12 protein-coding genes and 5 pseudogenes are annotated in these 15257 nt (G+C 59.5%); 5 read left to right on the top strand and 12 right to left on the bottom strand.

Features of this window, described 5'->3' with window-relative positions; all coding sequences use genetic code 11:
- Positions 1-275: 275 nt before the first annotated feature.
- The 8 genes from EJ076_RS02155 to EJ076_RS02190 all read right to left on the bottom strand — a co-directional run bounded on the left by EJ076_RS02155 (position 276) and on the right by EJ076_RS02190 (position 8236).
- Complete coding sequence (locus EJ076_RS02155; protein WP_063169398.1) at positions 276-1064, bottom strand: ABC transporter permease; 789 nt, start codon at positions 1062-1064, stop codon at positions 276-278.
- A gap of 3 nt (positions 1065-1067) precedes the next feature.
- Positions 1068-1982, bottom strand: coding sequence for a nodulation factor ABC transporter ATP-binding protein NodI (gene nodI, locus EJ076_RS02160; protein WP_024505873.1), 915 nt, complete (start codon positions 1980-1982; stop codon positions 1068-1070).
- A 261-nt stretch (positions 1983-2243) separates the two neighbouring features.
- The gene (gene nodC, locus EJ076_RS02165) at positions 2244-3569 is read right to left on the bottom strand and encodes a chitooligosaccharide synthase NodC (RefSeq protein WP_063169399.1); all 1326 of its coding nucleotides are present in this window, start codon (positions 3567-3569) and stop codon (positions 2244-2246) included.
- Between the two features lie 15 nt (positions 3570-3584).
- The gene (gene nodB, locus EJ076_RS02170; protein ID WP_063169400.1) at positions 3585-4244 is read right to left on the bottom strand and encodes a chitooligosaccharide deacetylase NodB; all 660 of its coding nucleotides are present in this window, start codon (positions 4242-4244) and stop codon (positions 3585-3587) included.
- The gene (locus tag EJ076_RS02175; RefSeq protein ID WP_063169401.1) at positions 4241-4831 is read right to left on the bottom strand and encodes a NodA family N-acyltransferase; all 591 of its coding nucleotides are present in this window, start codon (positions 4829-4831) and stop codon (positions 4241-4243) included. Before EJ076_RS02175 ends, nodB begins: the two co-directional genes overlap by 4 nt.
- A gap of 853 nt (positions 4832-5684) precedes the next feature.
- Positions 5685-6893 carry a beta-ketoacyl-[acyl-carrier-protein] synthase family protein gene (locus EJ076_RS02180; protein WP_063169402.1) on the bottom strand — a complete coding sequence of 403 codons (1209 nt, stop codon included), beginning with the start codon at positions 6891-6893 and terminating at the stop codon, positions 5685-5687.
- Positions 6894-7175, bottom strand: coding sequence for an acyl carrier protein (locus EJ076_RS02185; RefSeq protein WP_029356603.1), 282 nt, complete (start codon positions 7173-7175; stop codon positions 6894-6896). It lies immediately after the preceding gene.
- Between the two features lie 785 nt (positions 7176-7960).
- On the bottom strand, positions 7961-8236 hold the full coding sequence (locus tag EJ076_RS02190) for a hypothetical protein (RefSeq protein WP_063169403.1): 276 nt from the start codon (positions 8234-8236) through the stop codon (positions 7961-7963).
- A 697-nt stretch (positions 8237-8933) separates the two neighbouring features.
- On the opposite strand from EJ076_RS02190, the gene EJ076_RS02195 reads away from it, so the two are divergent.
- A complete protein-coding gene (locus EJ076_RS02195; RefSeq protein WP_063169404.1) occupies positions 8934-9350 on the top strand; it encodes a hypothetical protein in 417 nt (138 codons plus the stop codon).
- 238 nt (positions 9351-9588) lie between these two features.
- Here EJ076_RS02195 and EJ076_RS36100 read toward each other — a convergent pair whose 3' ends face one another.
- The 3 genes and pseudogenes from EJ076_RS36100 to EJ076_RS02210 form a co-directional block, all read right to left on the bottom strand.
- Positions 9589-10080: a cytochrome c gene (locus EJ076_RS36100; protein WP_244514239.1), complete on the bottom strand. Its 492-nt coding sequence runs from the start codon at positions 10078-10080 to the stop codon at positions 9589-9591.
- A gap of 41 nt (positions 10081-10121) precedes the next feature.
- Positions 10122-10343 (bottom strand): hypothetical protein, encoded by a 222-nt coding sequence (locus tag EJ076_RS35640; RefSeq protein WP_245462946.1) that lies wholly within the window; start codon positions 10341-10343, stop codon positions 10122-10124.
- 21 nt (positions 10344-10364) lie between these two features.
- Positions 10365-10644 (bottom strand): annotated as a pseudogene (locus EJ076_RS02210) (DUF411 domain-containing protein); the annotation flags it as partial.
- Positions 10645-11445: 801 nt separating this feature from the next.
- On the opposite strand from EJ076_RS02210, the pseudogene EJ076_RS35645 reads away from it, so the two are divergent.
- The 4 genes and pseudogenes from EJ076_RS35645 to EJ076_RS02230 form a co-directional block, all read left to right on the top strand.
- Positions 11446-11650, top strand: a pseudogene (locus EJ076_RS35645) (isopenicillin N synthase family oxygenase); the annotation flags it as partial.
- Between the two features lie 8 nt (positions 11651-11658).
- A pseudogene (locus EJ076_RS02220) lies at positions 11659-11928 on the top strand (pyridoxal-phosphate dependent enzyme); the annotation flags it as partial.
- A 278-nt stretch (positions 11929-12206) separates the two neighbouring features.
- Positions 12207-12370: pseudogene (locus EJ076_RS02225) on the top strand (thioredoxin domain-containing protein); the annotation flags it as partial.
- Positions 12371-12411: 41 nt separating this feature from the next.
- The gene (locus EJ076_RS02230; protein WP_063169408.1) at positions 12412-13866 is read left to right on the top strand and encodes a glutamate synthase subunit beta; all 1455 of its coding nucleotides are present in this window, start codon (positions 12412-12414) and stop codon (positions 13864-13866) included.
- A gap of 69 nt (positions 13867-13935) precedes the next feature.
- Here EJ076_RS02230 and EJ076_RS35650 read toward each other — a convergent pair.
- Positions 13936-14130: pseudogene (locus EJ076_RS35650) on the bottom strand (DUF459 domain-containing protein); the annotation flags it as partial.
- Positions 14131-15257 lie beyond the last annotated feature (1127 nt).

Below are 15257 nucleotides of genomic sequence, written 5' to 3' on the forward strand. Positions count from 1 at the left end.
TATCCAACTAAATAATGGCCGCGACGGTCTGTGGACGCGCACAAGAAGCTTGGCTGCTATCGATTGAACGCTCCGGGTGGGTCCGCGCCTCACCATCCAGCCTGTTCTTCGAGGTGTGGTCGCGAAGCTGGGCGGGTGCCTGCAGCGGCTGGGTGGCGCCCGGCTTCGGCGTTGTACCACTCGCGATTCCTAGCATACGCATGCCTCCGGGCCGCTGTGGGCAGTTTGCATCCGGCATTGCGGACCTCCTTCTGGTTAATGGGTGTAAGCAAGCGTCAACGCATTAGTCGTCGATGAAACAGTCCAGCCGACAGAAAAAAAGGCAATACAGCGAACATGCAAAGTGCGCCTATATGCAGCCCTACATTGTCGCCCAGGCGGCCGAGCATCACCGGACGGATTAGCTCGATAGAATTCGCCAGGGGCGAGAAGGCCGCAATCTGCTGAAACACTCCTGGCAATTGGCCGACTGGAAAAACCGCGCCCGAAAGGAACAGCATGGGTGTGATGACAAGCGTCTGATAGAAAATAAAATAGTGATAACTGGGCGCGAGCGCGATGACGAGCATGGCCAGGCTCGCAAAGGCGAATCCGGTGAGAGCGACGACCGGTAGCACGTAGAGAACCGACGTCCACGCGGCATAACCTAGCGCGGCCGCAACAATCGCAATTGTCGTACCGGCCAGAAAAGCCTTTGTGGCTGCCCAGGTCAATTCACCGAGAACGATGTCGCCGAGGGTAAGTTGTGTGTGCAGGATTGCTTCCCAAGTGCCCTGATCGCGCATTCGACCGAAAACCGCGTAAATTGTTTCGAAGGTTGATGCTGTCATCGCGCTCGTCGCAACCATGCCGGCTGCCAGAAAGGCGATGTAGGATGCACCTTCGATGCGGCCTACCAACAGTCCAAGGCCAGTGCCGAGCCCGAAAAGGTAAATCATCGGATCAGCAAGGGTGCCGAGCATTGAAGCAAATGCCACCTTCTTCCATGCCAGATGATTGCGGCGCCACACCGCCATCCAGTTCCAGGCGTTGGCGGGTAGAGCGGCCGCAAAACGTTCACCCATTGCTCACTTCTCCATCTCACGTCCGGTTAACCGCAAGAAAACGTCCTCCAGACTGGGTGGACGCTCTAGAATACGCAGACCCGCTCGACCGCGAAGCTGGATGCGCACATCCTCCGGCTCAGGCGCATAGCAAAAGAGCGTCTCGCCGCTTACCTCGACACGCTGAACGTACGGTCTGATCAGCGAAATCAGCTCCTGTGGATTACCGCCGAAGATCTCGATCACGTTGCACCCAATGTACTCGTCGATCAGCGCATGAGGACTGCCCTCGGCGATCTTGCGTCCCCGCTCGAGAACACACAGCCGATCACAAAGCCGCTCAGCCTCTTCCATGAAATGGGTGGTCAAAATGATCGTTTTTCCGCTCGCCAGCAGGAAACGAAGTCGCTCCCAGATCAGATGGCGGGCATGCGGGTCGAGGCCGGTCGTGGGCTCATCCATCACAAGCAACTGGGGGTCGTTGATCAGAGCACGTGCCAGCGTCAGGCGCCGCTTCATCCCGCCGGATAGCAGGCCGACACGTGAATCCGCCTTGCTCTCAAGGCGAGCGAACTCGAGCAGCCGTGGGATGACGGCGTTGATCTCTCTTGTACTCATGCCGAAGTAGCGCCCGAACACCAACAGGTTCTCACGTACCGTAAATTCCAGGTCGAGATTGTCGAACTGCGGGACCACGCCTATGCCCTTGCGGGCCAAGCGGCTGCGTGCCGGCACTGGTAGACCGAGGACTGTTATATCACCCGCGTCAGGCCGGGTCATACCGAGGAGCATACGCGCAATCGTGCTCTTGCCTGCGCCGTTAGGCCCCAGCAGACCGAAGCACTCTCCCGATGCAACGGTGAAGGACAGCCCGTCCACAACGAGCTTGTTTCCGAATAATTTGGTTACGCCGGTAAGGTCGATTGCTACATTGGACATGCGTCTATCTCAAGCGGAATGAGTCCGATTGGCCACCGGCAGCTTACTTGCGAATTCTGGTTCAGAGCAGGCCACCGCCTTGAGATGACACCTTTGGAAAGTCGCGGCCGGAGCGACGTGTGTATCGCTTCCGCCAAAGAATAACGTCAAGATGCCACGTGTCGCTTCCACATAGTCCCCGTTCTGACCATAGGTAACTCGACAAGCTTCACCCCGTGTCGACTGACACAACTTACTCGGTCACTCGGCGCTGCAAGGCCGTCAGACTTCACTAGCTGTGAGCGAAAGATCTGCAGTATGAAGTGACTCCGCAATTCCAGAATTGCCCGCAGCATTTGCTCCGCCAAGCGGCATCGCGCTTGTGATTTCCTTTGTGCTGCTGTTGGGCAGGGGAACACTTTTACGCGACAGCCAATCGCTATTGCTCAATGTACACAGGGCGTAAGCCTTCAAGGGGATCAACAGGAATATCCTGATTAACGCGTGCATTGAATAGCCGATGAATCGAAGCTGCCGAGTGCGGAAAGATAACACCGTAGATCTGATTATGGTCATCGTGACAATAGCCAGCACCGTCCACCAATTTACTGTATGTGAAAATAGTAACTCACCGAGCGCCGTTACTACCGCGATGCCGAGCAACAATGGGCCGAGATTCTCTCCCATCACATCCAAAGTTAGATAGCGATCCAGGCCACGCAGTAGACCTCGCGCAAGCATCGTGTCCCGGAAAGTGCTTCGTGCCCAGCGGAGTTGTTGGCGCAAATAAGGTCCCATCTTGTCCGGAACGACTGTCGCCGCGACGGCACCTGGAACGTACTCGGTTCGAAAGCCTGCTTTCAGCATGAGGATCGTAAGATGACGGTCTTCACCGAAGTCGCTTGGTTTCCCCCTGAACAGCTGCGTCTCGTATTGATCCAGCAGAGAAAGGAGACAAGACCGGCGGTACATTGCACATGGGCCGCAGCAGCACATGACCGCACCAAAGCGACCTTGCGCCGCGCGCTCCTCATTGCAAGCCAGCCAGTATTCCATATCGATCAATCGGGTCAACCAAGTGTCGCTGCGGTTGTATGCCGTCAGCTGGCCCATGGCCGCTCCGACCATGGAATCCCGCATTTTTACTGCAAGCTTCGTGATGACGTCGGACGCAAGTGTCGTGTCAGAGTCGACGCTGAGCACGAAATCTCCAGATGAGCGGCGGATGGCGGCGATCTGCGCCTTGCGTTTGCCAACATTTTCGCGGAGCAGAATGAAATTGAATCTCGGGTCGCCCTCGTAGGCGTGATGTACCGGGATGACGGCATTACGATTTCCAGAACCGTCGTCAACCAGATAGACCTGAAATGTTCCGGAGTAATCTTGATTTGCAATGGAAGCTAAACACGCCGCGAGTGTGCGCGGGTCCTCATTGTAGCAGGGGATAATGACATCCACGCTCGGCCAACGGTCGGATCCGAACAAGCTTTCCGACGGCGGCGTAACATTTTCCGGTTGGGAGTAGACCGCTTGCATGCCTCTGTAAACAGTCGAGAGCACCGCATAAGACGAAACGGCAACAGTACTGGCTGTGGTGAGAAGGTCCATAGGATCTCTGTTTGTTCAGGGATGTTGAGGAAGTGATCGGATTACAAATCCGCGGCCGTGCAATTCTGGAATTAGGCGTGACAACGCTGTCACCGTCTGGTCGCGCAGACTGGCTTGATTGCCTGGTTGCAATTCGTCGGGAGCGCACCCGTCGTGCAACAGCACGATTGCGCCCGGCCGGATATCGGCGAGCACTCTGTCGACGATGGCGTCAACGCCGGGGCGAGACCAGTCGCGTGGATCAATGGACCAATGGACGGGCGCCAATGCCTCACCCGCTAATGCAGCGATTACTTCTTCGGTCCAGATGCCATAGGGTGCACGAAAGTACCGAACCATGGCCTGCGGGCAAGCCATCCCTATGACTCTGTTTGCCTCAACTATCTGGCAGTCGACTTCGACGGACCCGCATTTAGCTAGGTCCGGATGAGTCATCGTGTGGTTGGCTATACCGTGGCCGTCTGTAATAATTCGGCGAACGAGTTCCGGCTCGTCGGCCGCGTAGGCCCCAACAACGAAGAAGGTCGCCGGCACCTGATGTTGCGCCAGCACATTGAGTATCTGCGGTGTGAAAAATGAATTGGGACCGTCGTCAAACGTCAGATAGACGCTGCGCTCTGCAATGCGATCGGCATTGTCACTCTGCCCTTCGCATATGTAGTCCAGAGGCTTCATAGTTCCGGACCGTTCCGGTCGATCAGGGTACCAGACGGCCACTCGTCCATCGAGCGTCCGATCGGCGAAACCAACACGAGTACGTCTTCCAGGCGCGTGGGCGGCAGGTCGGGATGCACATCTGGACGGGTCGACCGTACGCGAACGCCCGACACAATGTTCGCGAGGCCGGCTCTGCAGAATCTTTCGACATGGTTTCGCAGCGCGTGCCGAACCGTGCCGAAAGCGAATGGAACACCCAACTGATGGAGCACTGGGTACGCCACGCGCATCGAAAAACCGATTCCGAGCCCTTCAAGATCCGGACGAACCGCGTACAGGCCCAATTCAGCGACGATCAAGTCGACCTCGCCAACTTTGATGAAGCGCCGCAGCATGCCGATGTGAGCCGCTACCCCATGCGCGTCGTAGCCGATTGCGCGGAATTCCGGCCTCGCGCCGGCCCAACTGCGGCCGCCTTCGAATGGCTCCGCGTTGAAGGCGCCAGTCCGTCCATAGGTCTTTCGAAAAAAGTCGGAGAGTTCGACATGGTCGGCCAGTTGCAGCTCATTTTCCCAGCACAACTTCCACTCGACATTCGGACGCATGGAAGACCTCACCTTGTAGCTGTCTGGTTGAGATAAATGTCCAAGCATTGATTAAATAATTGGCGTCGCGCCAACGGGGCGTAACTTGTGGGGACCGCCGAAAGACCAAGCCGCAATGCAGATGCGACTGACTTTGTACGCCCCGCACACCAGATGATGCTCCTCAGATCCAACGCAACCATCGGAACTACCTATCTTTCCAACTTGAAGCGCTTCTATGGGACCTGCAGCAAAAACGGTAAAATCCTTTGTTTAGATGAAAGGTATCCACGCTTTGGATAACTGGGCGAATGCGTTCCATATGGCTGGTCAATTATCGTCGTCACGCTCGAGGCACTTCTGACGAAGCGCAAAGCTCACGCCCGCGGCACGCGCGGCCGTTGCCGGGCCGCGCGATTATCTCCGTAAGAGCCGAGTGGAGCTCAGACACGACGATTGATCAGAATCTGATTCGCGGGTTCAGTATCTCTTTCGTGTATCCAGCTCTGGGCTGTCCTTTGGCGGGAGTTAGGTTCGCCCAGGTTCTGAGCCTGGGGCGTTGGCCCGTTCGCCGCGCAGGCTCCTTCGCACATCGTCGAGGCCGAGAAAGAGGGGCCACACAGCTCCCCCTGTACTTTCCACCACCCGACACCAGCGCTCACCCAGGGCGCCGGCCTTGCTCACCTCAACGGATAGCGCACTCGCGCCGCTTCACGATTAAAAGAATTCTACAAGCAAGATGCCTGTTTGATCGAGAGACGTCCGCTGCCAATTCCCGCATCGCAGAGGCAGCCAATAGCGCTCGCTTTACATAGTGGTCCGGCAAGCAGCTAGATACGACAGGTGACCTCAAATGAGGCGTCTTGCATGGCTTCTACACCTGCCTGAATGCCAGAACTGCGTTCGTACCGCCCATGGCGAAGGCGTTGCTCATGGCGACGCGCACCTTGCGCTCCCGCGGCACATTGGGTGTGATGTCGAGGTCGCAAGCGGGATCTGGCTCGCGATAGTTGGCGGTCGGCGGCACGACGTCCTCTTGGATTGCCATCACGCAGGCGATCATTTCAAGCGCGCTCGCTGCGCCGAGGCAATGCGCGTGCGTGGACTTGGTGGAAGAGATGGACATCGAATAAGCGTGGTTTCCAAACACACGCTTGATCGCCGCCGTTTCAGTCTGATCATTGCTCTTGGTACCGGTGCCGTGCGCGTTGAGGTAGTCGACGTCCTCGGCATTCAGCCCGGCATCGGCAAGGCAGGCGCGCATCGCCGACGCTGGCCCCTCGACAGATGGCGCGGCAATGTGGAAGGCATCGGCGGAAAGGCCGACGCCGGCGATCTCGGCAAGAATTGTGGCACCACGCCTCGTGGCATGCTCGTAGCTTTCCAGCACGGCCATGCCCGCACCCTCGCCCAGCACCAGGCCCTTCCTATCGGCGGAGAAGGGCCGGCAGGTATCGGGTGAAAGCACGCGCATTGCTTCCCATGCTTTCAGCACGCCCCATGCGAAGGGTGCGTCGCTGCCCCCGGAAACCATTACGTCGGCCCGGCCCAGCTTGATCTGGTCCACCGCCGAGGCGATCGCATGGTTGGCCGAGGCACATGCGGAGGTCACCCCGAAGACCGGCCCGCGCAAGCCGAGGCTCAAGCTAAGATGGACGGAAGCGGCGCTGGGCATCACCTTTACTCCAGTGAAGAGTTCAGCACGGATTGCGCTACCCAAAAGCAGTGAGCGGTAAGTTTGTTCTGTTGCGTACGAACCGGTAAATCCGACGCCCACTGTCGCGCCGAAGCGATGGGCATTCCCCTCGTCGCAGGAAAGTCCGGCCTGCCGCATGGCTTCGCGCGCTGCAAGCACGGCGAGCAAGCTGAAGCGGTCCATGGAGATGAGATGCCCCCGGTTGATGTCGTGCTGGGGCAGCGCCTTGATCTCAGCGCCGGTCATGCCCTCCAGGTCATGAAGCTCGGAATTGGCGATCGGGCCGATGGCGGAGCGGCCTTCGCGCATCTCTTTCCACATAGAGGCGGCCTCGGTGCCCAGTCCGCACAGGCCGCCCACTCCGGTGATAACGACGCGCCTGTCCATTCAAGCCTCCTTCGCAAGCAAGCCGCGGACGGCTTCCACGACGTCGCCGACATTCTTGAGATTGGACCAGGCATCGGCCGTGTTCATGTCGATCTTGATGCCGTAGGCCTGCTCCACATCCCAGAGGACGTCCGCCAAACCCAGCGAATCGAACCCGAGCGCGTCCAGTTCCGTGGCGATTGTTATCTCGCCGACGAATGACGCAGGCATTCCCTCACCGCTCTCCGACTCGGCGCGTTTCTTGATCAGGGCAATGACGTCCGTTGCGAATTGATCGGCCATTCTGTTTCCTGTCTTTCTTTCCCGCGTTTCGACCTGGACGCGGCTCAGTTCCTGAGGCGCGCCGCGTCGCGAAAGCCATCACGCTTGGGCAACTGACAAAACCCAATGCTCATAAAGCCGGATCAGGTCCGGCCGGTGTGTGGCGTAGGTGCAGTATGACGATGTGAGCCGCTACACGTGCGCGTCTCCCGGTCTGTCCATAGGCTCGGAAGAAGTCGGACAGTTTGACATGGCCGGTCAGTTGCAACTCCCTTTCCCAGCACTCCACTGCCCGGTAGAGCGCATGAAAAATCTCCTTTCGGGCGGTTTCTTAAGACGCTCGCCACGCCATGAGGCAGTGGGGGCATCGGTGTCCATCAGGTGCTTCTGCCCATGCAGGATTCCAGAACATTGATGAAATCGTTTGTTTCGATGAAAGGCATCCACACTTTGGATGGTTGACCACGCTTTTCAAAGATCGTGAACTACATCTCCTCGTTGTGCTCGACGCACTCCGGACAAGTAACCTCATGGGCGCGGCATGCAGGATTAACCGAGCCCAGCCGGTCATGAGTGCGGCCTTGCCGGGTCGGGCGATAGGCAGTCATGCCCTGCCCTTCCTGCGGGTCAAGCACTCCGAAAAAACATTTCCCCCATAAATGCTAGATCTTCCGTTGCCTTTTCGCGTCACAGGCCGTCAAACGCCCGGCCGTTCACAACAGTGATCCGGCAAGTGTTTGGCTGCGCGAGACGATGCTGCAGGGAGTCGTCCTGCATGGCACTTCGCTATGATGCTGCGGTGCCGTCTAACGGCGCCTCGTGCTTGAACGCACTGAACGGCCACCGCGATCAAAATCGATGGTTCGAGGACCGTTGATCATCACCCCGCCAGCCTCGATCTTGTTTGCCGCCACGAGAGCGACACAGAGACTGCTGGTGAAGATGCCCGCCTGCCCGCTATGTTCCGGATGGTTGACCATCCCGGATGGACCCATCGAGGGTGTCAAGGCGAGCATGAGCACAGGCGCGAACAGTTCACGGGCAGGCGCGACGGTGGCCGCAAAGCAACGTCGCGCCAGCATGCGATCTCAGCAGGATCGGCACCATCCTGTCAGGGAGCAATGCGAGTGGCTGGCTTAGCCGCTGCGACGCTGCCCGGCATCGCGTTCAATTGATCTGGCGCCTTAAATGCAGGAAGGCTTCGCGGCCGGTACGAGGCGCATCCCTCCTCCGAAGCAGCACGCCCAAGTATCATCACAAGCCCCGAGCGCCCGCGTTCGGCGATGTCCAATTTCCGACAATGTCGGAATACAGTCAGATCTGCTGGATTGACTTTAAATGGTTTTCTCATTTGGCACAGCGCATGCTGGTTATCCGGAAACACGTGACCGACCAACAAGAAGTCGCATGACACAACCGAAGCCATCCATGTCTGACGGGCTGCCCAGGATACCTACTGCGACCGCGCTTGCCCGGTGACGACCGCTCCGGCTCCGCCCGTTACCGACGAGGCAAAGTGACGGATTTCCTGCGTTTCAACGACATGGAGGTGGTTGTCATTCCCGCTGGGGGACAGACTCGGCCTGTTCAAGGCATTGCGCGAAGGCGGCAAGATGACGGCCACCCGTGCGCGAACTCAAGGAGCGCAGCCTGTATCGTGTATCAGGCAAATAGGCCGTCGGTCAGTGACCTTGACACAGGGGACATGCGCAAGGTCCTGAAGTTTGATGCAGCGATAGAAGGGTGCCAATGACAACAATAGCTTACAGGAACGGAACCATGGCTGGCGACGGCCGAGCCTTGGGTTTTGACTCAGTATCCGTCGGTGAGAAAACGAAGGTGTTTCGCTTATGCGACGGCACACTCATCGGCGTTTCCTCTTCGTCCTTGGGTATTCCAAAGGCCGTTCGAGACTGGGTTGAGAAGGGCATGGATGTTTCTGATATTCCTGTGCCGCGCAACGACGACAATTTTGAATTTGAGGCGCTGATAGTGCGCAAAAATGGGGAAGCCGTATTGTTGGACGGCAATTGGCTGCCAAGTGATCCCGTGAAAGGTGAATATTATGCCATCGGGAGCGGCAAGCAGTATGCTTTGGCCGCGCTGGTTTTGGGCAAGTCAGCTAAGGAAAGCGTCGAAGTTGCCGCGAAACTCGACGTTTGGACTGGTGGCACAGTCACTGCCATAACTCACTAAACCCGCCTTTCGGCGGGAGTGTGACAGTGCGAGCGTGGAAGTAGGGCGCCACCCCGGGGCACGTCGAGCCCTGTCATGTGAGCTGGTCCATAAGCGCGCGAAAGCGTCCAGTTGTGGCCAAAAGCACGATTTGCGACAGAACCGGCCCGCTTCTATGAGTATGGGCCGCTTTTTGCGGCCAGCGTGCTTGCCATCCTGCCGCCAGTGGCCGTCGCCTTCTTCTTCCAAGGTTACCTCGTCATGAAGTAGAGCACCACGATCTTGTCGGAGAGATCGGAAGGCGGACGGCCCTTCCGTCCGCGTCGGCCAGTTCGAAAGGCGGCGCGGCCTGCTCGTCGATCGCCTGGAAGAACCTCTCCGCGCTGTCCCTCATCTTGTCGAGATCGGCGCCCGGATGGTGGGCCAGCGCGGAGGTCCCGAGGATCAGCGCCAGAAATTGAATCGCAAGCGACGGTTTCGCTTTCATGGACAATGCATTCCGGTTGGGGGCGTTCGAGGGCTCCGCGGCTAGGATTGGTCTCACTGTGTCTGCTCCCGCTCCCGGCGGCTCATCTGCCTGATAGGCGCGTTCCCGCTCGGGCCATGTGCTTTTGATGAAGGCCAGAACGGCCCGGATCTCCTCGTCGGTGAGGACATTCCCGAAGCCCGGCATGTCGCTCTGGTAGCCGCCGCCGACGACCGCGGCCGGTCCCGGCGCCGGCATGCGTCCCGAAGGCAGCGGGCTTTCCAATCGCGCTGACCTTCGCCTGGCTAAAACCGTCTTGCCTAGCGCTATCGCCGCGGCCGGGGCGCGGCCATCCGGTTGGCGAGCCAAGGCAATGTCCAGACCAATCCGAGGCCTGCCGCGGCCACGCATCGATAAGAGGACCGACGCCCTTCTCCTTTGCCGCCGCTGGAGAACAGGTATTTGATCAGCGCGGCCGTCCCGAGGACGAGCACGACGACGACAAGCAGCCACACCAGGCCCGTGCCGAACATCATCATGCCGCTCATGCATTCCATCATCGAAGCCTCCTATTCCGTGGCGTAGATGCCGCCGGTCGCGTCAGACTTTCGGATTTCGAGAATCTCGAAGGGCGCTTCCTTCGTGCCACTCATGCCGGGGGAGCCCATCGGCATGCCGGGCAGCGTCATGCCCTTTGATGTCGGGCCGCTCGGTCAAGAGCTTGTTGACCGTGCCGACCGGCACATGGCCGCTCACCACATAGCCGTCGATGAACGAGAGAAGGCAGCCATCGGCTTCCGGCGGAATGCCCTCTTCGCGGCTCATGGCGAAAAGGTCGTGAGTCGGCCTTGACGGTGATTCCTGGAAGGCCGATTCCAAGGCGAGCTGGCTTGAAGGCCGCGGTCCGGATGGTCGACTAGGCAGCTTGGTTCCACGATCGCAATGCTTGATCGCTTCATTGCAGGCCATGGGCTCTCGCCCCCTCCTTTTGCCACACGAGGCGCCAGCTCACGTGTTGTTGTTGGCGTGCGCCCCGGCAACCGCTTTCACCAGCCGCTCCAGCGATCCCGCGCGCTCCAGCTCCGCAAAGAATGATGCGGCGTGACGCTACCCAGCCGGTGCTTCTCGGCCTTCCAATTAAACTGTCTCGACGAAAGAGCCGTCTCCGTTGCTCCGGTCTCGGTGTTGAGTTCTCTAAGGCTGCGCCACACCTTGGTCCCCACGCCGGCAAATGATCTCACTATGCAGCCCGTGCTCGCACGCTCTCAAACTAATTACCGCTGCTGCAACACGCCGCCTGGCGGCCTGCACCGAAAAGCCGACAGGGGTGCATCTGAATAGCCGTGAACCCAGGTCTCAAAGACCATCCGGCGCGACGAGCGGACGCACCGCACGTGTGACACCCGCCTTGTGGGGCAGGGTTGCCTTTCTCAATCCCGGCGTTGGTCGGCGTCCCAATGAGCAGCAAGCTATTATCGGCCGCCGAATCTTAGTGGCTTCGTCGAGAGCCTCAATCAACCAAGCGGCGAAAGCCCCGCTAGAGTCTCCGCCCGCCTGTCGCTATGAAGCAGTTGCAGCCAGCGCTGCTTCAGGCGCATGAACTCGCCCGATGCAATGATTTCCGTCGCCCTGGGTCTTTCGAAGGGCACTGTTTCTATTCCCTTCTTCTTCGGCGCGCGGCTTGATGCCGACATACGGTTTCTTGACCTGCCGCCTGAACTGGCTGCCGAAGCGGGTGCCCCGCCAGCGACCCCGACAATCCCCTGTTCCGCAACTGCTGAAGAGCCGACTGCGCTCGCATCCCGATATTGCGCAACGGCACTATGCCGACATTCTGGAGACCGCAGCCGCATGAGCCTCGAGATGTTCCGCCGACCGTCGACAAAGGCGTCCTCTCGCCTGCGTCCGCCATTTGTCAGTGCTCGATCTGATTGGGGAGACGCCGGTCGTCGAACTGAAGAGATTCGATACCGGCAGGTGTCGTCGCTTCGTCAAGATCGAAAGCCAGAATCCCGGCGGATCGATCAAGGATCGCATTGCGTTGTCGATGATCGTTAATGCCGAACAGCGTGGCACGCGCGGGGCGGTACAATCATCGAAGCGACCGCTGGCAACACAGGGCTCGGCCTGGCCATCTGGCGGCACGAAGCGCGTGATCGCGTGTCCAAAAGCTGACAGCGTCAGACAAATGTCAGGTTCATTACAACCAACATCTGGGCACTGACGAGGTTTTTCGAAGCAATGGGCGCTAACTGCGCGCTGAGCGCGTTGGCATGGCTTTTGAGACTGAGTGACTGTGACTGCACTCAATGGGGCAAGACGAGCGATGCGCTCCTCCCTGAACCCGTGTGCCGTCTCTGAGAGGAAACCAGCTCGTGCAGAAACCTTTGGAAATAGCTTTGGACCGCAACGTGGTATTGCAGATGGAGTCCCCGGCTCCTTCGATTAGAGTCGAGAACTGGCTGCATGGCGAGCCCCTCACGAGCTTTGAGCCCGGCAAGTGTACATAGTCGAATTTTGGGCAACTTGGTGCGGCCCATGTGTGGACGGGATGCCCCATCTGATCCAGCTGCAGGGCGTCGCCAGGCGCACCATCTGGACAGCAGGAACTGGACTATGGGCAAGGTAACAGGCTTTCTCGAAATCGACCGGCAGGTGCACAAGTACCAGCCGGCCTCCGACCGCATCCGGCATTTCCGCGAATTCACGCTGCCGATGTCCGACAAAGAGGTCGAGAAACAGGCCGCGCGCTGCATGGATTGCGGCATTCCGTTCTGCCATGGGCCGACGGGCTGCCCGATCCACAACCAGATCCCGGACTGGAACGACCTCGTCTACAATGGCGACTGGGACAATGCGATCCGCAACCTGCATTCGACCAACAATTTCCCGGAGTTCACCGGCCGCATCTGCCCCGCACCTTGCGAGGAAGCCTGCACGCTGAACCTCGAGGACATCCCCGTCGCCATCAAGACGGTCGAGCAGGCGATCGCCGACAAGGCTTACGAGACCGGCCATATCAGGCCCTATCCGCCGGAGAAGAAGACCGGCAAGCGCGTCGCCGTCATCGGCTCCGGCCCGGCCGGCATGTCGGCTGCCCAGCAGCTCGGCCGCGCCGGCCACGACGTCCATGTCTATGAGCGCGAGAGCCGGCCCGGCGGGTTGATGCGTTACGGCATTCCCGACTTCAAGATCGAGAAGCACTATATCGACCGGCGCATCGAGCAGATGCAGGGCGAGGGCGTCACCTTCCATTGCGGCGTCAATGTCGGCGTCGACAAGCCGGTTGCCGAGCTGCTCGCCGAACATGACGCCGTGCTTTATTGCGGCGGTTCCGAAACGCCGCGCGCGGCCGGCATTCCCGGCGACGATCTCGGCGGCGTGCATGACGCGATGCCCTATCTGGTGCAGCAGAACAGGCGTGTCGGCGGCGAACCGATCCAGTCGGTGGCGTGGCCGTCGCATCCGATCCTCGCCGGCGGCCAGCATGTCGTCGTCGTCGGCGGCGGCGACACTGCCTCCGACTGCGTCGGCACCGCCTTCCGCCAGGGCGCGGTGCGCGTCACCCAGCTCGACATCCGGCCGCAGCCGCCGGAAAAGGAAGACAAGCTGTCGGTCTGGCCATACTGGGCGACCAAGATGCGCACGTCATCCTCGCAGGCCGAAGGCGCCGAGCGCGAATTCCAGGTGGCGACGCTTGAATTCATCGGCGAAAACGGCCAGCTGACCGGGGTCAAATGCTGCGAAGTCGACGAAAAGCGCAAGCCGATCGCCGGCACCGAATTCGTCATCCGCGCCGATCTCGCGTTCATCGCCATCGGCTTTGCCGGGCCAGCCGCTCGCGGGCCGGTGTCGGAACTGGCCGGCCAGATGAAGATCGCCATTGACAGCCGCCGCTCGAAGAATGTCGAGGCCAATGACCGGGACTACAGGACCAGCGTCGAAAAGCTCTATGCGGCGGGCGACGTGCGGCGCGGCCAGTCGCTGGTCGTCTGGGCGATCCGCGAGGGCCGCCAGGCGGCGCGCGCCATCGATGAGGCGCTGATGGGATCGAGCGTGCTGCCGCGCTGAGTCCGTCTCGAGACCCTACTTGTGCGGCCACCTGAAGGCGCTTTCCGCCCTTCCGCTGCCCCGGGCAGCTTACGGACTGATCGCCGTGGTCGTTTCGGTTGTGGCCCCGGCCGCAGGCTGCCGCCTTGGCGGCCAAGAAAAATCGTCGGCGCGGCCGGGCGCAGCAGCGGGCGCCTTGCCCTCGACGACGAATTTTTCACCGGGCCCGTCCGGCTTGGCCGGCGCTGCGGCACCGAGAAGTTCCGAACCGCCGTCGAGTGCCGGTGATTGCGAGTCGGCGTCGGTAGCCGGGTCGGCGGCCTCAGTCTTTTCCTTCGAGGGTGGACTACGTTACTGGCCAGTACCGGCAACGCATCGAAGGAACTTTACAATCATAAAGGTACGTCACTGGTCTCGCGGCTCACCTATGACGATCTAGACGCGCATTCGAGTCCACAATCCGACTGGCATTTTCGTAAAGGCCTCCTCGGTGCGGGCGGCATCAGGGAGGATTTTCTCATGACGAGGACTTCTTACGGAAATGGGGGGCTACTCAAACACATTCAGTGATCAGCGCGGGGGCGGCGTCAGCTATTTCACCGCCGATCTTGGATATAATTTCTTGAACTCACCGCGCTACCGCATCGGTGCTTTTGTTGGCAACAATTTCTGGCACGAGAGCTACGATGCTTTCGGTTGCACGCAGCAGGCGACCAACTGGGGAACCTGTGTGCCAACCGTCCCACCTACGTCAACCTCTCAGCCAGGACAACGATTGGCATTCGCTGCGACTCGGCTTGGCCGGGCAGACGCAACTCACCGAGCGACTCAGCCTTTCTGGTGACGTGGCGTTCCTCTTCACGCGGCTCGACGGCAAAGAGCAGCACCACATGCGCCCAAGATCAAGCTAATTCCCGAAGACGGCGATGGGCATGGCGTCCAGCTCGAGGCGGTGTTGCGGCCGTGGCGAATAACGGCACCGCTCATTTCGAAGAGGCAATGGGCGGTCGTGGTTCCCCGCAGGCCGACGATTGGAAGGCAAAGCGCTACGGCGTTTTCGTGCAGGCTAGCATCAAGTTCAACTGAGAGAGCAAGAACCGAGGAGAGCGGCGATGCCACTCCAGCTCATTACGATCATTGGATCAACAGAAGGAAGTTTTCCGAAGAGTTTTGCAAGCGTGCGCAAAGTCGCCAGACAAAGTTCTCTCGGTCCATAGTGTACGTGCCGTCACGCCCGTTCTCGACATGGTTGAATGATACGTCCCGCGCGATCGATCAAAGTCGTTTTTCATTGGTTTTCCGGAAATCGCGGGGAGCACAGCGTGCTGTGACCCTCGCCTGCTGGTTTTCTGTCAACGCGCAGATGAGGGAGAATGAGCGTACAGCAAAAATCATCAGTGCTGTCGCTTTCG

The organism is Mesorhizobium sp. M7D.F.Ca.US.005.01.1.1 (assembly GCF_003952545.1).
GTDB classification, from domain to species: domain Bacteria; phylum Pseudomonadota; class Alphaproteobacteria; order Rhizobiales; family Rhizobiaceae; genus Mesorhizobium; species Mesorhizobium loti.

Bases quoted from the DNA above. Each gene is read 5' to 3' on its own strand.
- EJ076_RS02155 (WP_063169398.1), bottom strand. From the start codon at position 1,064: ATGGGTGAACGTTTTGCGGCCGCTCTACCCGCCAACGCCTGGAACTGG.
- nodI (WP_024505873.1), bottom strand. From the start codon at position 1,982: ATGTCCAATGTAGCAATCGACCTTACCGGCGTAACCAAATTATTCGGA.
- nodC (WP_063169399.1), bottom strand. From the start codon at position 3,569: ATGGACCTTCTCACCACAGCCAGTACTGTTGCCGTTTCGTCTTATGCG.
- nodB (WP_063169400.1), bottom strand. From the start codon at position 4,244: ATGAAGCCTCTGGACTACATATGCGAAGGGCAGAGTGACAATGCCGAT.
- EJ076_RS02175 (WP_063169401.1), bottom strand. From the start codon at position 4,831: ATGCGTCCGAATGTCGAGTGGAAGTTGTGCTGGGAAAATGAGCTGCAA.
- EJ076_RS02180 (WP_063169402.1), bottom strand. From the start codon at position 6,893: ATGGACAGGCGCGTCGTTATCACCGGAGTGGGCGGCCTGTGCGGACTG.
- EJ076_RS02185 (WP_029356603.1), bottom strand. From the start codon at position 7,175: ATGGCCGATCAATTCGCAACGGACGTCATTGCCCTGATCAAGAAACGC.
- EJ076_RS02190 (WP_063169403.1), bottom strand. From the start codon at position 8,236: ATGCTGGCGCGACGTTGCTTTGCGGCCACCGTCGCGCCTGCCCGTGAA.
- EJ076_RS02195 (WP_063169404.1), top strand. From the start codon at position 8,934: ATGGCTGGCGACGGCCGAGCCTTGGGTTTTGACTCAGTATCCGTCGGT.
- EJ076_RS35640 (WP_245462946.1), bottom strand. From the start codon at position 10,343: ATGAGCGGCATGATGATGTTCGGCACGGGCCTGGTGTGGCTGCTTGTC.
- EJ076_RS02230 (WP_063169408.1), top strand. From the start codon at position 12,412: ATGGGCAAGGTAACAGGCTTTCTCGAAATCGACCGGCAGGTGCACAAG.